We start from the raw sequence: 20,369 nt of genomic DNA on the forward strand, positions 1-20,369 counted from the left end.
AATTCTATGGAAACTAATGTATTGTTGCAGTGTGTGATCTTTGTTGCAGAGGTTCGCGCGGCTAATGAGAGGCTTTATCCGCATAGGCGGGTTAGGGTTGTCATTAGTCGCGAGGATGCGATAGAGATCGGGTTAAACGGAGCAAGTGCAATCACCTGCTACCAAAGATTATTAAGGATATTATTTTGCTAACTCCGATTGTCCGTAAATTTCAATACGGTCAGCATACGGTCACAATAGAGACCGGTATGATGGCTCGCCAGGCTACCGCAGCAGTAATGGTAAGCATGGACGACACCGCTGTATTCGTGACCGTAGTCGGTCAGAAAAAAGCGAAAGCAGGCCAGGACTTCTTCCCTCTGACTGTTAACTATCAGGAGCGTACTTACGCTGCTGGTCGCATCCCAGGTAGCTTCTTCCGTCGTGAAGGCCGTCCAAGCGAAGGCGAAACACTGATCGCGCGTCTGATTGACCGTCCAGTGCGTCCGCTGTTCCCGGAAGGTTTCGTGAACGAAGTTCAGGTTATCGCGACCGTTGTTTCCGTGAACCCACAAGTTCACCCAGACATCGTTGCAATGATCGGTGCTTCTGCCGCTCTGAGCCTGTCTGGTATTCCATTCAACGGCCCAATTGGCTCTGCACGTGTTGGTTATATCAATGACCAGTATGTTCTGAACCCAACTGCTGACGAACTGAAAACCAGCAAGCTGGATCTGGTTGTTGCCGGTACCGAAGGTGCTGTGCTGATGGTTGAATCCGAAGCTGAACTGCTGAGCGAAGACCAGATGCTGGGCGCGGTAGTATTTGGCCACGAACAACAGCAAGTTGTTATTCAGAACATCAACTCTCTGGTTGCTGAAGCTGGCAAACCACGTTGGGACTGGCAGCCAGAAGCCGCTAACGAAGCGCTGAATGCGCGCGTTGCTGCACTTGCTGAATCCCGTCTGAGCGATGCTTACCGTATTACTGATAAGCAAGAGCGTTACGCACAAGTCGACATCATCAAATCTGACGTTATCGCTGCACTGTCAGCTGAAGACGATTCAATTGATGCTGGCGAAATCAGCGACATCCTGCATGCTATCGAGAAAAATGTTGTTCGTAGCCGTATTTTGGCTGGTGAACTGCGTATCGATGGTCGCGAAAAAGACATGATCCGTGGTCTGGATGTGCGTACTGGCGTTCTGCCACGTACTCACGGTTCTGCACTGTTCACCCGTGGTGAAACTCAGGCGCTGGTTACAGCAACTCTGGGTACCGCACGTGACGCACAGAACCTGGATGAGTTGATGGGCGAACGTACCGACAACTTCCTGTTCCACTACAACTTCCCTCCGTACTCCGTAGGCGAAACCGGCATGGTCGGTTCTCCTAAGCGTCGTGAGATTGGTCATGGTCGTCTGGCTAAGCGTGGCGTACTGGCTGTTATGCCAGAAGCTGACCGCTTCCCGTACACCGTACGTGTAGTGTCTGAAATCACTGAATCTAACGGTTCTTCTTCCATGGCTTCCGTATGTGGTGCTTCTCTGGCACTGATGGATGCAGGCGTGCCAATCAAAGCCGCTGTAGCCGGTATTGCGATGGGTCTGGTTAAAGAAGGCGAGAACTTTGTTGTTCTGTCTGACATCCTTGGTGACGAAGATCACCTGGGCGACATGGACTTTAAAGTTGCTGGTAGCCGTGAAGGTATCTCTGCACTGCAGATGGATATCAAAATCGAAGGTATCACCCGCGAAATCATGCAGGTGGCTCTGAACCAGGCTAAAGGTGCGCGTCTGCATATCCTTGGCGTGATGGAACAGGCTATCAACGCTCCGCGTGGCGATATCTCTCAGTTCGCTCCACGTATTCACACAATCAAAATCAACCCAGATAAGATCAAAGACGTGATCGGTAAGGGTGGTTCTGTGATTCGTGCGCTGACCGAAGAAACCGGTACAACTATCGAAATCGAAGATGACGGCACCGTGAAAATTGCGGCGACCGATGGCGAGAAAGCGAAGTTTGCTATTCGTCGTATCGAAGAGATCACTGCTGAAATCGAAGTCGGCCGTATCTACCAGGGTAAAGTTACTCGTATCGTAGATTTCGGTGCATTCGTTGCTATCGGCGGCGGCAAAGAAGGTCTGGTGCACATTTCTCAAATCGCTGACAAGCGCGTAGAGAAAGTGACTGACTACCTGCAGATGGGTCAAGAAGTTCCAGTTAAAGTACTGGAAGTTGACCGCCAGGGCCGTGTTCGTCTGAGCATCAAAGAAGCAACTGAGCAGTCTCCAGTGGAAAACGCAGCACCAGCTGCACCAGAAGCTGAGTAAGCTATACCGATTAAGCTCTCCATGGCGACATGGAGAGCTATTTATTACGGGGCAGGGAGTCTCGTTTTAGAGCCGGCGGACAGGACGTCATCCATATGTTGTCTTCGGGAGTGGGAAATGAAGCCTTTTTTGCGCTGGTGTTTCGTTGCGACAGCTCTCGCGCTGGCAGGATGCAGCAACTCCTCCTGGCGTGAACGTGAAGTCCTGGCGGTGCCATTGCAGCCGACTTTGCAGCAAGAAGTCATTCTTGCACGCATGGAACAGATACTTGCCAGCCGGGCTTTAACCGATGATGAGCGCGCGCAGCTTTTATATGAGCGCGGAGTGTTGTATGATAGCCTCGGCTTGCGGGCTCTGGCGCGAAATGATTTTTCACAAGCGTTGGCAATCCGCCCCGATATGCCTGAAGTATTCAATTACTTAGGTATATATTTAACGCAGGCAGGCAATTTTGATGCTGCCTATGAAGCGTTTGATTCTGTACTTGAGCTTGATCCAACTTACAACTATGCGCATTTAAATCGCGGTATCGCCCTCTACTACGGTGGTCGTTATCGTTTAGCGCAAGATGATCTGCTAGCGTTTTATCAAGACGATCCCAATGATCCTTTCCGTAGTCTGTGGCTCTACATTGCTGAAAGCAATTTAGATGCAAAGCAGGCTAAAGTGGCGTTACAACAGCGCCTCGATAAATCGGACAAAGAGCAATGGGGATGGAACATTGTCGAGTTCTACCTGGGGAACATTAACGAAAAAACGTTAATGGAACGCCTCGAGGCGGACGCAACGGATAACACCTCGCTCGCTGAGCATCTCAGTGAAACCAACTTCTATTTAGGTAAGTACTACCTAAGTCTGGGGGAAAAGGACAGCGCCACGGCACTGTTCAAGTTAGCGGTCGCTAACAACGTACACAACTACGTTGAGCATCGTTATGCATTGTTGGAATTAGCGCTCTTGGGCCAGGAGCAAGATGACCTGGCAGAATCGGACCAGCAATAGCTGACGAACATCGATCAGCCCATAAACTTTTTTATTAAAGTCATCACCTTAACGGGTGAGGGCGTTTTTGTTCGTTAATCAACCAAATTTGAGCCGGTTCACACTTTTCAATGAAAATTGCAGGTCAATTTCACGATGAGTTATGTAGACTGGCCGCCATCTACGAGGCACGTGTACTACATGACTGACATCATCGAGACTACTACTATCGAAACTACTTTTTCTGATCTGGGTCTTAACGACTCCATCCTTAAAGCCCTGAACGATCTGGGTTACGAAAAACCATCTCCAATCCAGGCAGAGTGTATCCCACAGCTGCTGGCTGGCCGCGATGTACTGGGTATGGCCCAGACGGGTAGCGGCAAAACTGCAGCGTTCTCTTTACCGCTGCTGCACAACCTTGATCCAGAGCTGAAAGCACCACAAATCCTGGTGCTGGCACCGACCCGCGAACTGGCGGTTCAGGTTGCTGAAGCCATGACGGATTTCTCTAAACATATGCACGGCGTAAACGTTGTAGCCCTTTACGGTGGCCAGCGTTATGACGTGCAGCTGCGCGCCCTGCGTCAGGGACCACAAATTGTTGTTGGTACCCCAGGTCGTCTGCTTGACCACTTAAAACGCGGTACGCTGAACCTGTCCAGCCTGAAAGGTCTGGTACTGGATGAAGCTGATGAAATGTTGCGTATGGGCTTCATCGAAGACGTTGAAACCATCATGGCTCAGATCCCAGAAGGTCATCAGACCGCTCTGTTCTCTGCAACTATGCCAGAAGCGATTCGTCGTATTACCCGTCGTTTCATGAAAGATCCGCAGGAAGTTCGCATTCAATCTAGCGTTACTACTCGCCCGGACATCAGCCAGAGCTACTGGACTGTGCACGGTATGCGTAAGAACGAAGCATTGGTTCGTTTCCTTGAGTCTGAAGATTTTGATGCGGCGATCATTTTCGTACGTACCAAAAACGCAACTCTGGAAGTGGCAGAAGCGCTGGAACAGAGCGGCTACAACAGTGCTGCACTGAACGGTGACATGAACCAGGCGCTGCGTGAGCAAACTCTGGAACGTCTGAAAGACGGTCGTCTGGATATCCTGATTGCAACCGACGTTGCGGCTCGTGGCCTGGACGTTGAGCGTATCAGCCTGGTTGTTAACTACGACATCCCGATGGACTCCGAGTCTTACGTTCACCGTATCGGTCGTACCGGTCGTGCGGGTCGTGCTGGCCGTGCTCTGCTGTTCGTTGAGAACCGCGAGCGCCGTCTGCTGCGTAACATCGAACGTACCATGAAGCTGACTATTCCTGAAGTTGAACTGCCAAACCGTGATCTGCTGAGCGAGCGCCGTCTGGCTAAGTTCGCAGCTAAAGTTCAGCAGCAACTGGAAAGCAGCGATCTGGATCTGTACCGTGGCCTGCTGGCAAAAATTCAGCCTGTGGCTGATGAAGAGCTGGATATGGAAACACTGGCTGCAGCACTGCTGAAAATGGCACAGGGCGAACGTCCTCTGATCCTGCCACCAGATGCACCAATGCGTCCTAAGCGTGAATTCCGTGAGCGTGATGAGCGTTTCGAACGTTCAGACCGTGCTCCACGTGGCGATCGTCCGGATCGTGCACCACGCGGTGACCGTCCAGAGCGTTCAGATCGTCCACAGCGTGATGGCGATGCACCACGTCGCGAACGTCGTGATGTTGGCGATATGGAACTGTACCGCATTGAAGTTGGCCGTGATGATGGTGTTGAAGTTCGTCATATCGTTGGCGCTATCGCTAACGAAGGTGATATCAGCAGCCGTTACATCGGTAACATCAAGCTGTTCGGAACTCACTCTACTATCGAACTGCCAAAAGGCATGCCGGGCGAAATCCTGCAGCACTTTACCCGTACTCGTATTCTGAACAAACCAATGAATATGCAGTTGATGGGTGATGCACAACCTCGTACTGACCGTGGCGGCGAACGTCGTGGCGGCGGTGCTGGTGCAGGCGCTGGCCGTAGCTTCGGTGGTGGTGGTGAGCGTCGTGAAGGCGGTCGCGGTCCACGTCGTGATGGCCCTGCAGGTGCTGGTGCACCACGTAGCTTCAGCGGCGAACGTCGTGAAGGCGGTCGTGGCCCACGTCGTGAAGATGGCGCAGCTCCAACTCGTCGTCGTACAACTGAAGCTTAATTGACAGAAGTTTATGCCTGCTGTTAATCAGCAGGCAGTGATAAAAATCCTGGTTAATGCAACCGGGATTTTTTTTATCCAAATTGTACTCATGTACTGGTACAATGTAGCGCAGTAAACCTGTCGCTTCGACAGTCGTTCATTGTCTCAGGAATTCGTATGGCAACTTTAGAAACCACCCACGCTTCGCCGTCTATTTTCGGTGGGGTAATGATTATTGGCGGCACTATTATTGGCGCAGGAATGTTCTCTCTGCCGGTGGTGATGTCTGGGGCGTGGTTCTTCTGGTCTATTGCAGCGTTATTAGTGACCTGGTTTTGTATGCTGCACTCCGGATTGATGATTCTGGAAGCAAACCTCAACTACCGCGTAGGCTCAAGTTTTGACACCGTGACCAAAGATTTGCTTGGCAAAGGCTGGAACCTGATTAACGGCCTTTCCATTGCATTTGTTCTGTACATCCTGACCTACGCCTACATTTCGGCAAGCGGTTCGGTGATTCACCACACGCTCGGTAAAATGTCTGTCGATTTCCCTGCGCGATTTGCCGGGTTAATTTTTGCCTTTATCGTCGCTTTTATTGTTTGGCTCAGCACCCGTGCAGTAAGCCGCATGACGACGATAGTTCTTGGCGCAAAAATTCTGACTTTCTTTATGACGTTTGGCGGCCTGATGTGGCATGTCGAACCTGCAACGCTTCTGGATAGCAAAGCGATTAATCCAAGTTATCTGCCGTATTTATTCATGACGCTACCTTTCTGTCTGGCATCGTTTGGCTACCACGGTAATGTGCCGAGCCTGATGAAGTATTACGGCAAAGATCCACAGACCATTAAGCGTTGCCTTGTCTGGGGGACGTTAATGGCGTTAGTGCTGTACATCATTTGGTTGGTGGGCAGTATGGGAAATATTCCGCGCAGTGATTTTATTGCCATTGCCGACAAAGGCGGAAATATTGATGTGCTGGTAGGCGCGTTGAGCGGTGTGTTGAATAGCCGTGCGTTGGAGTTGCTGCTGATCGTGTTCTCTAATTTCGCCGTTGCGAGTTCCTTTTTGGGCGTGACCCTGGGCTTATTCGATTATCTGGCCGATCTGTTTAAATTTGATGACTCACCAGTTGGTCGCTTGAAAACCGCGTTAGTGACTTTCATCCCGCCAATGTTAGGGGGTGTTATCTGGCCTGACGGATTTATCTACGCGATTGGATGTGCGGGGCTGGCGGCGACTATCTGGGCGGCAATTGTTCCTGCTCTTCTGGCAAAAGCTTCTCGCAAGAAATTCGGTAGTCCAATTTACCGGGTGTGGGGCGGGAATAAAATGATTGTGCTGATTCTTATCTTTGGTGTGACTAACGCCACCATCCATATCCTTTCAAGCTTCGATTTACTGCCGGTTTATCACTAAAAATTCGCCCCTCGACCGAGGGGCGAAAACTTTACAAGCTCTCGTACACATCCATCGCCAGATCAAAGGAATGCAGGCGAGCTTGGGTATCAAAAATCTGGCCATTAACCATAATTTCATCAGCCTGCGTTTCACGCAGCAATGAGATCAGACCGTGGCGGACTTTTGCAATATCTCCCACCAGAGACATGCTCAATGCCTGCTGCACGCCATATTTCTCAGCCGGGCTCCAGAAGTTATCCATGTTTTCAATCGGCGGTGGTAACTGGCCCGTTTCGCCACGACGCAATTTAGCGAAAGCTTGCTGCATCGAGGTAAACAGGAATTCGGCATCGCGGTTGCTGTCAGCGGCAATAATATTGATGCATACCATTGCATACGGTTTTTCCAGGCGTGCAGAAGGTTTGAACTGGGCACGATAAAGTTGCAGCGCCTGGAACAACATATCGGGTGCAAAGTGTGAAGCAAAAGCAAACGGCAGCCCAAGTTGGGCCGCCAGTTGGGCGCTATACAAGCTTGATCCCAGAAGCCAGACAGGGATTTTAGTGTTGTAGCCAGGAACCGGGCGCACTGCCGGGTTTGGGTCAGTAGCATCAAACCATGACACCAGTTCGCTGACATCGCGTGGGAAGTTGTCGATATCACCACTCATATGGCGGCGCAACGCCATCATAGTGCGCTGGTCGCTTCCCGGCGCGCGGCCTAATCCCAAATCAATACGTCCGGGATAAAGTGTTTCCAGCGTACCAAACTGTTCTGCAATCACTAGCGGTGAATGGTTTGGTAACATTACGCCACCAGAGCCCAGGCGCAAAGTCTCGGTATTCGCCGCCAGATAGCCAATAAGCACGGAGGTTGCAGCACTCGCGATGCCGGTCATATTGTGGTGTTCAGCCAGCCAATAGCGGTGGTAACCACGTTTTTCGGCCAGGCGAGCTAAATCTAAAGAACGATGGAATGCATCACGAGGCTGAGAGCCTAGTGGAATCGGGGCTAAATCGAGTAGAGAGAACGGGACTGAAGTCATAACGGCTCACTTTGTTTTCTGCTGATTACTTTTCAGTATTACGCAAAATCATCAACAATTAAGTAACAAAGTGAGCCTTTTCTCAGCTCTGAGTAACCAGTTCTAAGCCAGCGACACGTCGCCAGTAACCATTACAATCGGTTTGCTGTGCCAGAGATAACGGCGCATTGCCATTTTCATTTTTGCGGAAGGCTTCCAGAACGCGAAGTGTTTCCATACCCATCGGTGATAAACGCACCATATCGACTAAGCCTTCCATCGACGCCAGTTCATTTCCGAGGTTGTAAACATAGCCGCTCATGGTCTGAATGCCATTAAGCACAAATACTTGCTGGTTTTCCTGAGACAACATGTTGCGGCCGACAGGATATTTAATGCAGCAGGTTTCACATTCATCTTTTGGCTTGTCTTCGGAACGCGCGGTGAAACAGCGTGCGGAATAAGCCAAAGGCAAGTGGCCGTAGCTCAGTACTTCGACTTCAAACTTATTGCGGATACCTAGCTCATCACACTGAGTCAGCATGTTTGCCAGCCAGTCGCGAGATAGCTCAACAGGCATACACCAGCGAATCATGCCTTGTTTGTACAGCAAGCGTAGCGTAACCGCGTTATAGCAGTTAAGCGCGTGGCCTGCGACAAAGGGTAGTTTGCGTTCTGCCGCCATATTCACAGCACCAAGGTCATTGGCTTCAATCAGGAAATCACCATTCTCGACGTAGCGTTTGAGCTCGTTTAATTCAGACGGTGCCTGAACCAGCGCGAGCGTGGAAAGCACCACTTGTTTGCCCTGGCCCGCGAGGCTCTTCGCCATATCCAGCCAGTCACCGGTTTTGGTTGCGCGGCGCTTGCTACACACTGACTCGCCAAGATAAATCGTTTCGGCACTGCTGCTTGCCGCAGCCTGGTAAAATTTTTCCAGGGTCTCTTTTGGCCAGTAGTACAGAACCGGCCCTAATGAATATTTCATGGTCATCCCTACTGCCATTTACGGTGATAGGCACCGAGAGTGGTTTGCGTGCCTTCGGCCATCGCTCCCAGATCTTCCATCCACGCAGGTTTCGCACGGTAGTTTTCCGGATCAGCCATACACAGATCGATTGCCTGGCGCCAGACTTTCGCCACCTGGCTGACATAGGCCGGGCTACGCTGGCGGCCTTCGATTTTCACCGACGCAATATTTGCGGCTAATAATTCAGGCAGCAGTTCAAGTGTGTTCAGGCTGGTTGGCTCTTCAAGAGCGTGATATTTCTGATCGTCAACCAGATAGCGACCTTTGCACAGCGTTGGATAACCGGCGTTTTCGCCGTCCTGATAGCGGTCGATCAGCACATCGTTGAGGCGTGATTCGAGGCCCTGTGGCGTTTGCTGCCAGCGAACAAACCGCGCAGGCGAGCACGCGCCAACGGTATTCGGTGATTCACCGGTCAGATACGAAGAAAGATAACAACGCCCTTCAGCCATAATGCACAGGCTACCGAAAGCAAACACTTCCAGCGGAACCGGAGTGACCCGAGCCAACTGTTTTACCTGATGAATGGATAACACGCGTGGGAGAACAATGCGTGCAACGTCGAAGTTGCGATGATAAAAGCGGACAGCTTCTTCATTGGTGGCGGAGGCTTGTACCGATACGTGGCGCTCAATATGTGGGTAACGTTCAGCCGCATATTCAAGCATGGCGAGGTCGGCCAGAATTAAAGCGTCGGCTCCGAGTTGCGCTGCCATATCGACTGCACGTTGCCAACGCACGTAGCCGTCCGGATGCGCAAACGTATTGATAGCGATGTGCAGTTTACGGCCATGTTGATGCACGTAACTCACCGCTTCTTGCAGTTTCTTCTCCGTGAAATTTAGTCCAGCAAAATGGCGGGCGTTGGTGTCATCTTTAAGACCAATGTAAACCGCATCGGCACCATTATCGATGGCCGCTTTCAACGCCGGTAAGTTTCCAGCTGGGCAAAGCAACTCCATAATTTATCCTGAATCATTGGGTAACCTTAAAGGAAACCCATGCGGCCCAGTGTCGGACAGCAAAATTGTTAACGAACTGGGATTTTAGTTAACCCGTCCACGACAAATTTTGATTTAAGGCAGCTAATGGCGTATTGATGAAATCAATATGATGGTATTGATGAAATCAATATGATGGTATTGATAACCCGCAAACTTGTTGATTTACACCGCTACGGAGAATGGCTGGTGTGGCAAAATGGTGGTTAAATTTCTCAAGGAGTAAAGCTTGTGTTGGATAAATTGCGTTCACGCCTGATCCATCTTGGCCCGTCACTGTTAAGAACACCGGTTAAACTGACGCCCTTTGCTCTAAAGCGCCAGGTGCTTGAACAGGTTCTTGGCTGGCAGTTCCGTCAGGCAATGGAAGAAGGTGAACTCGAATTTCTTGAGGGACGCTGGTTAAGTATTGAAGTACGCGATCTCGGTCTAAAATGGTTTACTTCGGTACAAGATAATAAACTGGTTGTGCGTGAAGATGCTCCGGCTGATGTGAGTTTCAGTGCGACAGCCAACGATTTGTTGATGATCGCTGCACGTAAACAAGATCCCGATACCCTGTTTTTCCAACGCCGCCTGATGATTGAAGGTGACACTGAGCTGGGTCTGTACGTCAAAAATTTAATGGATGCCATTGAGCTGGATGCGATGCCAAAACCACTACGCATGCTGCTGCTGCAACTGGCTGATTTTGTCGAAGCGGGGATGAAGCATAAACCTGCTCCAGAAAGTAACTCGGTAGGTGAGCCATGCTAATTCGTGTAGAAATACCTATTGATGCTCCAGGCATCGACGCATTACTTCGCCGCTCCTTTAATGGTAATGGTGAAGCAGATTTGGTAAAGGATTTACGAGAAGATGGTCTGTTAACACTGGGTGTTGTTGCCACGGATGACGAAGGTCAGGTCGTTGGTTATGCCGCATTCAGTCCGGTTGCAGTTGAAGGTGAAGAACTACAGTGGGTTGGTCTGGCACCACTGGCTGTAGACGAAACTTATCGCGGCCAGGGGCTGGCGAAAAAACTGGTTTACGAAGGACTCGATTCACTCAATGAATTTGGTTATGCCGCCGTTGTGACATTGGGCGAACCCGCGCTGTATAGCCGCTTTGGTTTTGTTCCGGCAGCTCAACACGGTTTACGTTGTGCCTGGCCTGATACCGAAGCCTATTTTCTGATTCATCCACTGGCCGATGATGCGCTCAATGGCGTGAGTGGTTTAGTGGACTATCACGAGCATTTCAACCGGGAGTTTTAATCCCCTTCATCTTTCGTATCACAGCGGTGTTGGCTGCGTTCATGCACCCCAGTCACTTACTTGAGTAAGCTCCTGGGGATTTACTCACTTGCCGCCTTGCTGCGATACGAAATCTATTGGGGATTGAGTTAAGATGCCTGCCAACAGGTCTTCAAAAGGCAAAATCCCGGCCACCAACATCTCTTTCTGCGCTTTAGTTAGCTGCTTGATGCGATACTCCAGGCGCAACGCGCTTGAGCGATCTCCCACCAGATGGCTAAAGGCCAATGTTAACTCACCTTTCCCCCGCAATGCTTTCGCACCTTTACCTGCTTGATGCTGAGAGAAACGGCGCTCCACATCGGTAGTAATGCCCGTATATAAACGGTTATCGAGGGTGCGGACTAAATAGAGATACCAGGGGGACATAGGTCGGGCGCATAATTGATGTTTTCCGCAGAATATCACTCTTCAGGTTGCACATGGAAACTCTCAATGCCATTAGTCGTTGGCTGAACAAACAGCATGTACTGACTTACTGCGCAGGCACCAATGGTGATTTATGGTGCGCAAATGCGTTCTACTTATTTGATGAACAACGCGTCGCTTTCTACCTGTTAAGCGAAAGTCACACTCGTCACGGAGAGTTGATTGGAAACCACGCCAATGTAGCCGGAACGGTTAATGGGCAGCCCAAAACCGTGGCGTTAATTCGTGGCGTACAGTTTCGCGGTGAAATCACGCTGGTTGCAGAGCAAGAAGCCGACAGCCTTCGTGCTCGTTACTGCAAGCGCTTCCCAGTAGCGCGAGTGATGAAGGCGCCAGTGTGGGAAATTCGCCTTGATGAAATAAAAATGACCGACAACACGCTCGGTTTTGGTAAAAAGCTCCACTGGCTGCGAGATGACACTAAACTTGGTTAATAAGCTACAGGAGATCTTATGAACCGGGTTTTGATAACAGGAGCTACAGGCCTGATTGGCGGGCACTTATTGCGAATGTTGATTGATGAGCCACAAATCAGTCATATCGTTGCTGCGACACGGCGCCCCTTGCCTGCAATGAATAAAGTCACCAATCCCTATGATCCTCAGTTGAGTGATGCACTTACACAATTAAGCGAGTCGATTGATACAGTCTTTTGCTGCCTCGGTACCACGATGAAAGAAGCAGGCAGCAAAGAAGCTTTTGTGTTGGCGGATTACACGCTGGTGGTGGATACCGCAATCACCGGGCTGCGTCTGGGAGCTAAGCAGATGCTGGTGGTTAGCGCCATTGGCGCGAATAGCAAATCGCCATTCTTTTATAACCGGGTAAAAGGGGAGATGGAGGAGGCATTGATAGCGCAACAGTGGCCGCGTCTGACGATTGCTCGTCCATCCATGCTGCTCGGCCATCGGGAATCACAGCGTTTAAATGAGTCGCTGTTTGCACCTTTGTTCAAAATCATGCCTGGGAAGTGGAAGTCCATTGAAGCAAGGGATGTGGCGAAAGCAATGCTGCATGAGGCGCTTAAACCTGCAGGCGAGGGTGTGAATATTCTGGACTCAAGTCAGTTACGTGAAATAGCAAAAGCCCCATAAGGGGCTTTATCGCAAATGATGTACGACCTGGTTGCTGCTGCCACGCCAGACCAGCGCTGGATCTTTCAAATCCTGAACGAACTTGCCATCGATTAGCACGTTAATTAAATCAACTACTTCGCGCTGAGCTTCGGTTAATTCATCAAGTGTGTAACCTGTCCACATCCAGATGTCTTTGCCAGGGCATTCAGCCCGCACTCGCTGCACCAGCTTCAGCACATCCGCGATGTTTTGCGGATGAAGCGGATCGCCGCCCGAAAGCGACAACCCCTGGCGGCGGATACGTGTATCGTTCAGATCGTTAATGATCCGATCTTCCATTTCCTGGGTGAACGGCATACCTGAATTTAACCGCCAGGTGCTTTTGTTATAGCAGCCTGGGCATTCATGTACGCAGCCGGAAACGAACAGCGTGCAGCGTGTTCCCGGCCCGTTAACAATGTCTACCGGATAGTATTGATGCACATTCATTTTCGCTTTGCTCTGACGTTAATTGCTTTGCGAAGAATCTAACTGCCCGTTACCCAAATGCTTCACGCGGCGCTTCACTTCTTCCTGCTTGCCAGCGTTAAACGGACGTGCATCCGGGCTACCGAGATAACCACAAACACGGCGTGTTACCGATACACGAGCGGCATCGTGGTTGCCACATTTCGGGCAGGTAAAACCTTTGCTGGTGCATTCAAACTCACCGGTAAAGCCACACTCATAGCACTCATCAATTGGTGTATTGGTGCCGTAATACGGAACGTGCTTGTAGCTGTAATCCCAGACGTCTTCCAGCGCTTGCAGGTTGTGCTGGATGTTCGGGTATTCGCCGTAACAGATGAAACCACCGTTTGCGACCGGCGGGTACGGCGCTTCAAAGTCGATTTTGTCGTACGGGTTAACTTTCTTCTCAACATCCAGGTGGAAGCTGTTGGTGTAGTAACCTTTGTCGGTCACGCCTGGAACCACGCCAAACTCAGCGGTATCAAGACGGCAGAAGCGGTCACACAGGTTTTCACTTGGTGTGCTGTACAGGCTGAAACCGTAGCCAGTCTCTTCTTTCCAGCTGTCGGTTGCCTGGCGCAGGCGTTCCACAATCGCTACAGCTTTCGCGCGTAATTCTTCGCTGTCGTAAACGTGCTGGTTACCAAACAGGGCATTCACCGTTTCGTGGATGCCGATGTAACCCAGTGAAATCGATGCACGGCCATTTTTGAAGATCTCAGAAACGTCGTCGTCTGCTTTCAGACGCACACCGCAAGCCCCTTCCATATATAGGATCGGTGCAACACGCGCTTTCACACCTTCCAGACGAGCGATACGCGTCATCAGAGCTTTATAAGCCAGTTCCAGGCGCTCATCGAGCAGCGTCCAGAAGGTAGCTTCATCACCTTTTGCTTCCAGCGCAATACGTGGCAGGTTCAGGCTGATAACGCCGATGTTGTTACGACCATCATGAATCTGCTCACCGTTTTCTTCGTACACACCCAGGAAACTGCGACAACCCATTGGCGTTTTGAACGAACCAGTGACTTTAACGACCTGGTCGTAGTTCAGAATGTCCGGATACATGCGTTTGCTGGCACATTCCAGAGCGAGCTGTTTGATGTCGTAGTTCGCATCGCCAGCCTTGTGGTTCAGGCCATCTTTAATGGCGAAAACCAGTTTCGGGAACACCGCAGTTTTACGGTTTTTACCCAGACCCGCGATGCGATTACGCAGAATAGAGGTCTGAATCAGGCGTGATTCCCAGCTAGTTCCCAGACCGAAACCGAAGGTCACGAATGGCGTTTGGCCATTAGCGGTATGGAGCGTGTTCACTTCATATTCCAGCGACTGGAAAGCGTCGTAGCACTCTTTTTCAGTGCGTGAAAGCGCATAACCTTTAGCGTCCGGGATCTGCCATTCTTCGGCGGTTTTGCGGTGTTTCTCAAAGCTTTCTGTAACAAATGGCGCCAGCACTTCATCAATACGGTTAATAGTGGTGCCGCCATAAATGTGGCTGGCAACCTGGGCAATGATTTGTGCGGTAACCGCTGTTGCTGTTGAGATAGATTTTGGCGGCTCAATTTCCGCATTACCCATTTTAAAGCCGTGCGTCAGCATGCCTTTCAGATCGATAAGCATGCAGTTAAACATCGGGAAGAACGGCGAGTAATCAAGATCGTGATAGTGAATATCACCACGTTCATGCGCCAGAACCACATCGCGTGGTAACAGGTGCTGTGAGGCATAGTGTTTAGCCACAATACCGGCTAACAGGTCGCGCTGGGTCGGGATAACTTTGCTGTCTTTATTGGCGTTTTCATTGAGCAAAGCGGAGTTGGTTTGTTCTACCAGACCACGAATTTCTTGATTCAGGCGGCCACGCTTCTCACGTTCGATATCGCGGTCGTGGCGATATTCAATGTATGCACGTGCAAGTTGCTTGTAGTCACCGGCCATTAATTGGTTTTCGACGGCGGTCTGGATTTCACCAATATCAACCTGGTTACGACCTTCCATCTGCGCACGGACAATATCTGCTACGGTGGCGCAATAGTCTGCGTCATCGACTCCCGCTGCTTTAGCTGCACGAAGAATAGCTTCTTTTATGCGCTCTGAAGTGAAAGGTACTTTGCACCCGTCTCTTTTCATCACATGCGGTGTCATGGTTTCTCCATATTTAAAAATGTTATCCACAAAGGATTAGAATTGCCTACGGGCTGTAATTGCTCGGGCTGTCATAGGCTTTCTGTTTTCTGGCCTACGTTTATCCACAGATAATCCCCAGAATCATCTGTGGAACATGTTGTTATAATAGTCGATAACTACAACATGTTGGGGCGGGGTGCATTTTAAGGTCTATATGTAGTGATTTGCATCAAAGATGTTTGCGATTTTATTGATGCAGAACAAAGTAAATCAGGCGTAGCAGGAAGGATGGGCGGTGAGGGAAAATCTTTAAATTTGAAGGAGGAGATCTCCCTCAAATATGAGGGAGAAATCGGGTAAGGATTAACCTTGCAACCAATAGACAGCCTCGAATGGCCGTAAACTTATCTCGCCAGGTTTACCTACAGCATCAGAATAGTTGCTCATCAGTACATCCCAGTCACCTTCGAAGGCTTCCGGCATCCACCACTGGTTTTCACGGCTGAGATTGGCTGCGACAATCAATGTTTGCCCTTGCCACTCGCGGCGATAACACCATAAATACGGGTGCTCCGGCAGCAAATCCTGATAACTACCCCAGGTGAAAACAGGGTTTGCTTTACGCAGCTTAATCAGTTGCTGGTAGGCATAAAATACCGAGTCCGGGTCATCCACTGCTGTTTTAGCATTGATGGTTTGATAGTTATCGCAAAGGTTAATCCACGGTGTTCCCTGGGTGAAACCTGCGTTTTCGCCATCGTCCCACTGCATCGGTGTGCGGCTGTTATCGCGTGATTTGCTGGCAAGAATAGCCAGCAGATTATCGCTATCCCGGCCTTGCGCCCGCAGTTCCGCGTACATGTTGTGGCTTTCCACATCGCGATAATCAACGATGCGTTTAAAGTGTGGATTGGTCATCCCCAGCTCTTCGCCCTGGTAAATATATGGCGTGCCTTGCATACCGTGCAGCACCATGCCCAGCATTTTTGCTGCCGGAACGCGCAGTTCGCCTTCATCACCAAAGCGCGACACAATGCGCGGCTGGTCGTGGTTACACCAGAACAACGCATTCCACGCCACGTTGTGCATACCTTGCTGCCAGTGGCTGAAAATAGCTTTCAGTGCCACATAATCTGGAGCCGCCAGCGCCCATTTTTGGCCGTTGGGATAATCCACTTTCAGGTGATGGAAGTTGAACGTCATCGACAGTTCATCGCTGTTAAGCGCCGCGTATTGCTGGCAATTATCAAGCGTGGTTGACGACATTTCACCAACAGTCATCAATCCGCGTGGCTTAAACACATCGCGGCTGAATTCTTGCAGATATTCGTGAATGCGTGGCCCGTCGGTATAAAAACGACGCCCGTCACCACCATCAATATCGCTTGGGAAATCTTGATCTTTCGATATCAGGTTGATCACATCAAGGCGTAAACCATCAACACCGCGATCTGACCAGAACTCGCAGACTTTCTTCAGTTCCGCGCGTACCTGCGGATTTTCCCAGTTTAGATCCGCCTGCTCAGGCGCAAACAGATGCAGATAATACTGGCCGCTTTCCGCATGCCAGCGCCAGGCGTTACCCCCAAATTTAGAGCGCCAGTTGTTAGGCACCAGATCTGGCGTACCGTCGCGCCAGATATAAAACTCGCGGTATGGGCTTTCTTTGTTTAGCGCTTCATGGAACCAGGCGTGTTGCGTGGAGGTGTGGTTAAACACCATATCCAGAATGATGCGGATGCCGCGGTCATGCGCTTCAGCGACAAGCTTGTCGAAATCATCCAGGGTGCCGTAAGTCGGATCAATCGCGCAGTAGTTGGCAACGTCATAGCCATTATCAATCTGCGGGGAGATATAAAAAGGGGTCAGCCAAATGGCGTCAACGCCCAGCAGTTTTAAGTAGTCGAGGCGTTTAATGACCCCTGCAAGATCGCCGGTACCGCTGCCGGTCGTATCCTGAAAACTCTTCGGGTAGATCTGGTAGATGACACCATGTTGCCACCAGGGAGTTGTATTCATAAATCATTCCTAAATGCCCGTCATACTTCGAGCTGCTGCTGTGTTGACTGCTCTCGTTCACCCCAGTCACTTACTCTAGTAAGCTCCTGGGGATTCACTCCTTTGCCGCCTTGCTGCAACTCGAATTATTTAGGGCATATTTTGAAAACCAAATTATAAAAAACTACACCACCAACAATGTGCCCTGACGATGCTTGCGCTTGTACATCACGCTGGTCAGTACAATTGGCACGATTACGGCAATCAGAATCGCCAGAGAATATACTTCCCAGTAACGCGGCTGGATGGACAAAATGCCCGGCAAGCCGCCGACGCCAATCCCGTTCGCCATCACGCCGCTCAAGCCACACAACAAGCCTGCGATACCTGATCCAATCATCGCGCACAGCATCGGGAAGCGGTATTTCAGGTTGATGCCGTACATCGCCGGTTCGGTCACGCCGAGGAAGGCGGAAATCGCTGCCGGAACGGAAATCTCACGTTCGTTATGCTTACGGCTGCAAATAATGATGCCGACAACCGCAGACGCCTGCGCAATGTTAGACAGCGCAATCAGCGGCCACACTGGCGTTCCGCCCATGCTCTGAATCATCTGCATATCGATGGCGAGCGTCGTCTGGTGGACACCGGTAATCACCAGCGGGGCGTACAGGAAGCCAAACAGCGCGGCACCAACTGGCGCAAAACTTCCCGTCATCAAATGGCGAACCGCAAAGGCCACGCCATCACCAATCCAGCGGCCAAACGGGCCGATAAACGCGTGAGCCAGGAATACCGCCAGAATCAGCGAACACACAGGCACTATTACAAGATAGAGGTAATCTGGAACAATGCGTTTCAGACGCGTCTCAATAAAGCCCAAAGCCAGGCCCGCTAACAACGCTGGAATCACTTGCGCCTGGTAGCCGACTTTCTCGATAGTGAACCAGCCAAAGTTCCACACTTCTGGAATTTTGCTACCTAATTCATAGGCATTCATCAGCTGTGGTGATACTAGCGTGACGCCGAGCACAATCCCAAGGATAGGTGTCCCACCCATTTTTCGCACGGCAGACCAGCAAATACCGACCGGCAGATAGAAGAAAATCGCCTCGCCAATCAGCCACAAGAAGTCGTAGATCGATTGCAGGGAAGGGTGCATTTGCGCGAGCGTAAGCCCGTTGCTCATTGGCAAATCGCCAATCACATTACGGAACCCGAGGATCAAACCACCGCTGATCAACGCCGGTAATAAAGGGAAGAAGATCTCTGCAAAGTGGGAAATAAGCTGTTCGTGCCATTTCATGTTCTGACGCGCGGCAAGTTTCGCTTGTTCTTTATCTGCGGTGCTGTGCCCTGTGGCGGCGATCAATGCCTGGTAGTAATCGCCCACTTCCGGACCAATCACCACCTGGAACTGCCCGGCGTTGGTAAAGCAGCCTTTAACCATCGGCAGCTCTTCAATATCTTTCGGTTTCGCAATTGCGGTGTTGTTCAATACAAAGCGTAAGCGGGTGATGCAGTGACTGACGGTAGCAATGTTTTCACGCCCGCCGACCAGTTCTATCAGCTTATCGATATCCTGTTGTTTCACTTTGGCCATGATGAGGTTCCAGAGTAAGGAGAGAGTTTTTATCTGCCGCAAGGTTATCTTTTAATCTTCCCAACGAAAATGGGAACGTTCCCGAAATCCAGCGACGATCACAATAAACCGTCATCGTGGTGATTTACTGGAGGGTGCTGGGGATAACGATCTGGCGCAGATCGCGTGCTTGTGTGACTTGCCCGATCAACTGCAATACCGCCTGGCGGCCTGCTTCCGCATAGCCGGGATCGACGGTAATAATCTCCGGATGCAGGAACTTCATTAGAGGCGTATTACCGACGCTCGCCAGTTGCAGCGTGTTGCTCTGGTGTTCTTGCAGATATTTGCTGGCACCCAGAGCGAGGGTATCGGTGGCGCATAACAGGGCGGTGGTCTCCGGCAGCAAAACTTCGTCGACGTGTTCGTAACCCTGTTTCATCGCCAGCCCCGGCAGGGCTACATTTGGCGCCAACTGATGTTGTTTGCAGAAGGCGAGATAGGCTTCATGGCGGCGTAAACCGGTGGTCACATCGCTATGCGGTACGCCGAGGAAACTGATGTGACGATGGCCTTGTTCATAAAGGCGCGACATTAAAATATTGATGGCCCCTTCATCGTCATAACAAACCGAGGCAAACCCTTTGGCATCCCGCGCCATCAGTACCAGCGTTGATTGCCACGGGGCGAGTATTTTTTCATTAATACCGGTAAAACCGAACAGGATTACGCCGTCGATATTGCGCCGCTTGAGCATGCCGAGGTGTTCTTCAACCAGCTCCGGGTCGAACTGGCTTTCCATCATAATCGGGTCGTAACCCTGCTCGTAAAGTGCCGGCAGCATGGTTTGCACTGCGAGGTTTTCCGACAACGAATCCAGACGCGTCACAATAATGGCGACCACTTTATCACTCTGGCCACGCATGGCGCGCGCCGAACGGGAAGGAGAAAACCCTTCTTGCTGCATCACCGCTTCAACCCGTTCACGTGTGCGAGCACTCACTCCGCTTTCATTGTTTAATACACGAGAGACGGTCGATTTACCCACACCGCTCAAGCGGGCGATATCTTTTATCGTGAGGCGGCTTTGCATAACAATCCTTATTCCCGGCAATCAATTGCTCATTAGAGTACGGCGGCGAAACAATATCACAAGGGAAAAAATTCTGGTTTACGTTAGGTTGATGTTTCTAGGCGTAGAATGCCCGCGACTAATGTGATGACTTTTCTTTTAACCGGAGGCGACATGGAACCTGATCCCAGTCCAGACCCTGTAATGACAGGAATAATCCGGTAAAAAACCCTTCTCAATAAGAAGTGGCAGCCTTACCGGATAGCGTAAGGCAGCGGCTTCAATCGTCCTTTTCGATTTGTCCCTGCTGATGAAAAAATTTGATCTGTAAGGTCGGCTGAGCCGCGCCT

18 protein-coding genes are annotated in these 20,369 nt (G+C 50.7%); 9 read left to right on the top strand and 9 right to left on the bottom strand.

The genetic code is table 11. From position 1 onward, the window contains the following. Positions 1 to 185: 185 nt before the first annotated feature. From pnp to mtr, 5 genes are all read left to right on the top strand, one after another. Positions 186 to 2,315, top strand: coding sequence for a polyribonucleotide nucleotidyltransferase (gene pnp / locus LVQ77_RS11350; protein ID WP_232904460.1), 2,130 nt, complete (start codon positions 186 to 188; stop codon positions 2,313 to 2,315). A 117-nt stretch (positions 2,316 to 2,432) separates the two neighbouring features. Beyond that, the gene (gene nlpI / locus LVQ77_RS11355) at positions 2,433 to 3,317 is read left to right on the top strand and encodes a lipoprotein NlpI (protein ID WP_064514048.1); all 885 of its coding nucleotides are present in this window, start codon (positions 2,433 to 2,435) and stop codon (positions 3,315 to 3,317) included. Between the two features lie 110 nt (positions 3,318 to 3,427). Then, the gene (yrbN, locus tag LVQ77_RS11360; protein ID WP_110510645.1) at positions 3,428 to 3,505 is read left to right on the top strand and encodes a protein YrbN; all 78 of its coding nucleotides are present in this window, start codon (positions 3,428 to 3,430) and stop codon (positions 3,503 to 3,505) included. Next, positions 3,498 to 5,486 carry a DEAD/DEAH family ATP-dependent RNA helicase gene (locus tag LVQ77_RS11365; RefSeq protein WP_232904461.1) on the top strand — a complete coding sequence of 663 codons (1,989 nt, stop codon included), beginning with the start codon at positions 3,498 to 3,500 and terminating at the stop codon, positions 5,484 to 5,486. Before yrbN ends, LVQ77_RS11365 begins: the two co-directional genes overlap by 8 nt. Before the next feature lie 159 nt (positions 5,487 to 5,645). Next, positions 5,646 to 6,890, top strand: a complete 1,245-nt coding sequence (mtr, locus tag LVQ77_RS11370) for a tryptophan permease (protein ID WP_232904462.1) — start codon at positions 5,646 to 5,648, stop codon at positions 6,888 to 6,890. A 31-nt stretch (positions 6,891 to 6,921) separates the two neighbouring features. Here the strand turns inward: mtr and LVQ77_RS11375 are convergent, their stop codons facing one another. From LVQ77_RS11375 to ubiU, 3 genes are all read right to left on the bottom strand, one after another. After that, positions 6,922 to 7,917 (bottom strand): luciferase-like monooxygenase, encoded by a 996-nt coding sequence (locus tag LVQ77_RS11375; protein ID WP_232864698.1) that lies wholly within the window; start codon positions 7,915 to 7,917, stop codon positions 6,922 to 6,924. 82 nt (positions 7,918 to 7,999) lie between these two features. Then, the gene (locus LVQ77_RS11380) at positions 8,000 to 8,884 is read right to left on the bottom strand and encodes a U32 family peptidase (protein WP_232904463.1); all 885 of its coding nucleotides are present in this window, start codon (positions 8,882 to 8,884) and stop codon (positions 8,000 to 8,002) included. 8 nt (positions 8,885 to 8,892) lie between these two features. Continuing rightward, positions 8,893 to 9,888, bottom strand: coding sequence for a ubiquinone anaerobic biosynthesis protein UbiU (gene ubiU / locus LVQ77_RS11385; RefSeq protein ID WP_232904464.1), 996 nt, complete (start codon positions 9,886 to 9,888; stop codon positions 8,893 to 8,895). A 270-nt stretch (positions 9,889 to 10,158) separates the two neighbouring features. On the opposite strand from ubiU, the gene ubiT reads away from it, so the two are divergent. Both ubiT and LVQ77_RS11395 read left to right on the top strand, forming a co-directional pair. Continuing rightward, positions 10,159 to 10,683, top strand: a complete 525-nt coding sequence (gene ubiT, locus LVQ77_RS11390) for a ubiquinone anaerobic biosynthesis accessory factor UbiT (RefSeq protein ID WP_232904465.1) — start codon at positions 10,159 to 10,161, stop codon at positions 10,681 to 10,683. Beyond that, positions 10,677 to 11,183 carry a GNAT family N-acetyltransferase gene (locus tag LVQ77_RS11395; protein WP_232904466.1) on the top strand — a complete coding sequence of 169 codons (507 nt, stop codon included), beginning with the start codon at positions 10,677 to 10,679 and terminating at the stop codon, positions 11,181 to 11,183. Before ubiT ends, LVQ77_RS11395 begins: the two co-directional genes overlap by 7 nt. 84 nt (positions 11,184 to 11,267) lie before the next feature. Here LVQ77_RS11395 and LVQ77_RS11400 read toward each other — a convergent pair whose 3' ends face one another. Then, complete coding sequence (locus LVQ77_RS11400; protein ID WP_151993001.1) at positions 11,268 to 11,591, bottom strand: GIY-YIG nuclease family protein; 324 nt, start codon at positions 11,589 to 11,591, stop codon at positions 11,268 to 11,270. Between the two features lie 53 nt (positions 11,592 to 11,644). Here LVQ77_RS11400 and LVQ77_RS11405 point away from each other — a divergent pair, with 53 nt between their 5' ends. Together LVQ77_RS11405 and LVQ77_RS11410 are read left to right on the top strand one after the other, a co-directional pair. Further along, on the top strand, positions 11,645 to 12,085 hold the full coding sequence (locus tag LVQ77_RS11405; protein WP_232904467.1) for a YhbP family protein: 441 nt from the start codon (positions 11,645 to 11,647) through the stop codon (positions 12,083 to 12,085). Between the two features lie 18 nt (positions 12,086 to 12,103). After that, positions 12,104 to 12,745: an NAD(P)H-binding protein gene (locus tag LVQ77_RS11410; RefSeq protein ID WP_232904468.1), complete on the top strand. Its 642-nt coding sequence runs from the start codon at positions 12,104 to 12,106 to the stop codon at positions 12,743 to 12,745. A 6-nt stretch (positions 12,746 to 12,751) separates the two neighbouring features. On the opposite strand, the gene nrdG is transcribed toward LVQ77_RS11410, so the two are convergent. The 5 genes from nrdG to treR form a co-directional block, all read right to left on the bottom strand. Beyond that, complete coding sequence (nrdG, locus tag LVQ77_RS11415) at positions 12,752 to 13,216, bottom strand: anaerobic ribonucleoside-triphosphate reductase-activating protein (protein WP_232904469.1); 465 nt, start codon at positions 13,214 to 13,216, stop codon at positions 12,752 to 12,754. 18 nt (positions 13,217 to 13,234) lie between these two features. Continuing rightward, positions 13,235 to 15,385, bottom strand: coding sequence for an anaerobic ribonucleoside-triphosphate reductase (nrdD, locus tag LVQ77_RS11420; RefSeq protein WP_232904470.1), 2,151 nt, complete (start codon positions 15,383 to 15,385; stop codon positions 13,235 to 13,237). 345 nt (positions 15,386 to 15,730) lie between these two features. Further along, entirely contained in the window at positions 15,731 to 17,386 is a 1,656-nt protein-coding gene (treC, locus tag LVQ77_RS11425; RefSeq protein ID WP_232904471.1) for an alpha,alpha-phosphotrehalase, read from the bottom strand. Positions 17,387 to 17,549: 163 nt separating this feature from the next. After that, positions 17,550 to 18,968, bottom strand: a complete 1,419-nt coding sequence (treB, locus tag LVQ77_RS11430) for a PTS trehalose transporter subunit IIBC (protein WP_232904472.1) — start codon at positions 18,966 to 18,968, stop codon at positions 17,550 to 17,552. Positions 18,969 to 19,092: 124 nt separating this feature from the next. Continuing rightward, positions 19,093 to 20,040 (bottom strand): trehalose operon repressor TreR, encoded by a 948-nt coding sequence (gene treR, locus LVQ77_RS11435; RefSeq protein WP_232904473.1) that lies wholly within the window; start codon positions 20,038 to 20,040, stop codon positions 19,093 to 19,095. Positions 20,041 to 20,369 lie beyond the last annotated feature (329 nt).

The organism is Buttiauxella cochleicola, from assembly GCF_021282435.1.
In the GTDB taxonomy this organism is placed as follows: Bacteria; Pseudomonadota; Gammaproteobacteria; order Enterobacterales; family Enterobacteriaceae; genus Buttiauxella; species Buttiauxella massiliensis.

What these genes read in the sequence shown, in the direction of transcription:
- LVQ77_RS11365 (WP_232904461.1), top strand. Translation starts at nt 3,498, where the DNA reads ATGACTGACATCATCGAGACTACTACTATCGAAACTACTTTTTCTGAT.
- treR (WP_232904473.1), bottom strand. Translation starts at nt 20,040, where the DNA reads ATGCAAAGCCGCCTCACGATAAAAGATATCGCCCGCTTGAGCGGTGTG.
- nrdD (WP_232904470.1), bottom strand. Translation starts at nt 15,385, where the DNA reads ATGACACCGCATGTGATGAAAAGAGACGGGTGCAAAGTACCTTTCACT.
- LVQ77_RS11395 (WP_232904466.1), top strand. Translation starts at nt 10,677, where the DNA reads ATGCTAATTCGTGTAGAAATACCTATTGATGCTCCAGGCATCGACGCA.
- LVQ77_RS11375 (WP_232864698.1), bottom strand. Translation starts at nt 7,917, where the DNA reads ATGACTTCAGTCCCGTTCTCTCTACTCGATTTAGCCCCGATTCCACTA.
- LVQ77_RS11410 (WP_232904468.1), top strand. Translation starts at nt 12,104, where the DNA reads ATGAACCGGGTTTTGATAACAGGAGCTACAGGCCTGATTGGCGGGCAC.
- yrbN (WP_110510645.1), top strand. Translation starts at nt 3,428, where the DNA reads ATGAAAATTGCAGGTCAATTTCACGATGAGTTATGTAGACTGGCCGCC.
- mtr (WP_232904462.1), top strand. Translation starts at nt 5,646, where the DNA reads ATGGCAACTTTAGAAACCACCCACGCTTCGCCGTCTATTTTCGGTGGG.
- ubiU (WP_232904464.1), bottom strand. Translation starts at nt 9,888, where the DNA reads ATGGAGTTGCTTTGCCCAGCTGGAAACTTACCGGCGTTGAAAGCGGCC.
- treB (WP_232904472.1), bottom strand. Translation starts at nt 18,968, where the DNA reads ATGGCCAAAGTGAAACAACAGGATATCGATAAGCTGATAGAACTGGTC.
- nrdG (WP_232904469.1), bottom strand. Translation starts at nt 13,216, where the DNA reads ATGAATGTGCATCAATACTATCCGGTAGACATTGTTAACGGGCCGGGA.
- LVQ77_RS11405 (WP_232904467.1), top strand. Translation starts at nt 11,645, where the DNA reads ATGGAAACTCTCAATGCCATTAGTCGTTGGCTGAACAAACAGCATGTA.
- LVQ77_RS11400 (WP_151993001.1), bottom strand. Translation starts at nt 11,591, where the DNA reads ATGTCCCCCTGGTATCTCTATTTAGTCCGCACCCTCGATAACCGTTTA.
- nlpI (WP_064514048.1), top strand. Translation starts at nt 2,433, where the DNA reads ATGAAGCCTTTTTTGCGCTGGTGTTTCGTTGCGACAGCTCTCGCGCTG.
- treC (WP_232904471.1), bottom strand. Translation starts at nt 17,386, where the DNA reads ATGAATACAACTCCCTGGTGGCAACATGGTGTCATCTACCAGATCTAC.
- LVQ77_RS11380 (WP_232904463.1), bottom strand. Translation starts at nt 8,884, where the DNA reads ATGAAATATTCATTAGGGCCGGTTCTGTACTACTGGCCAAAAGAGACC.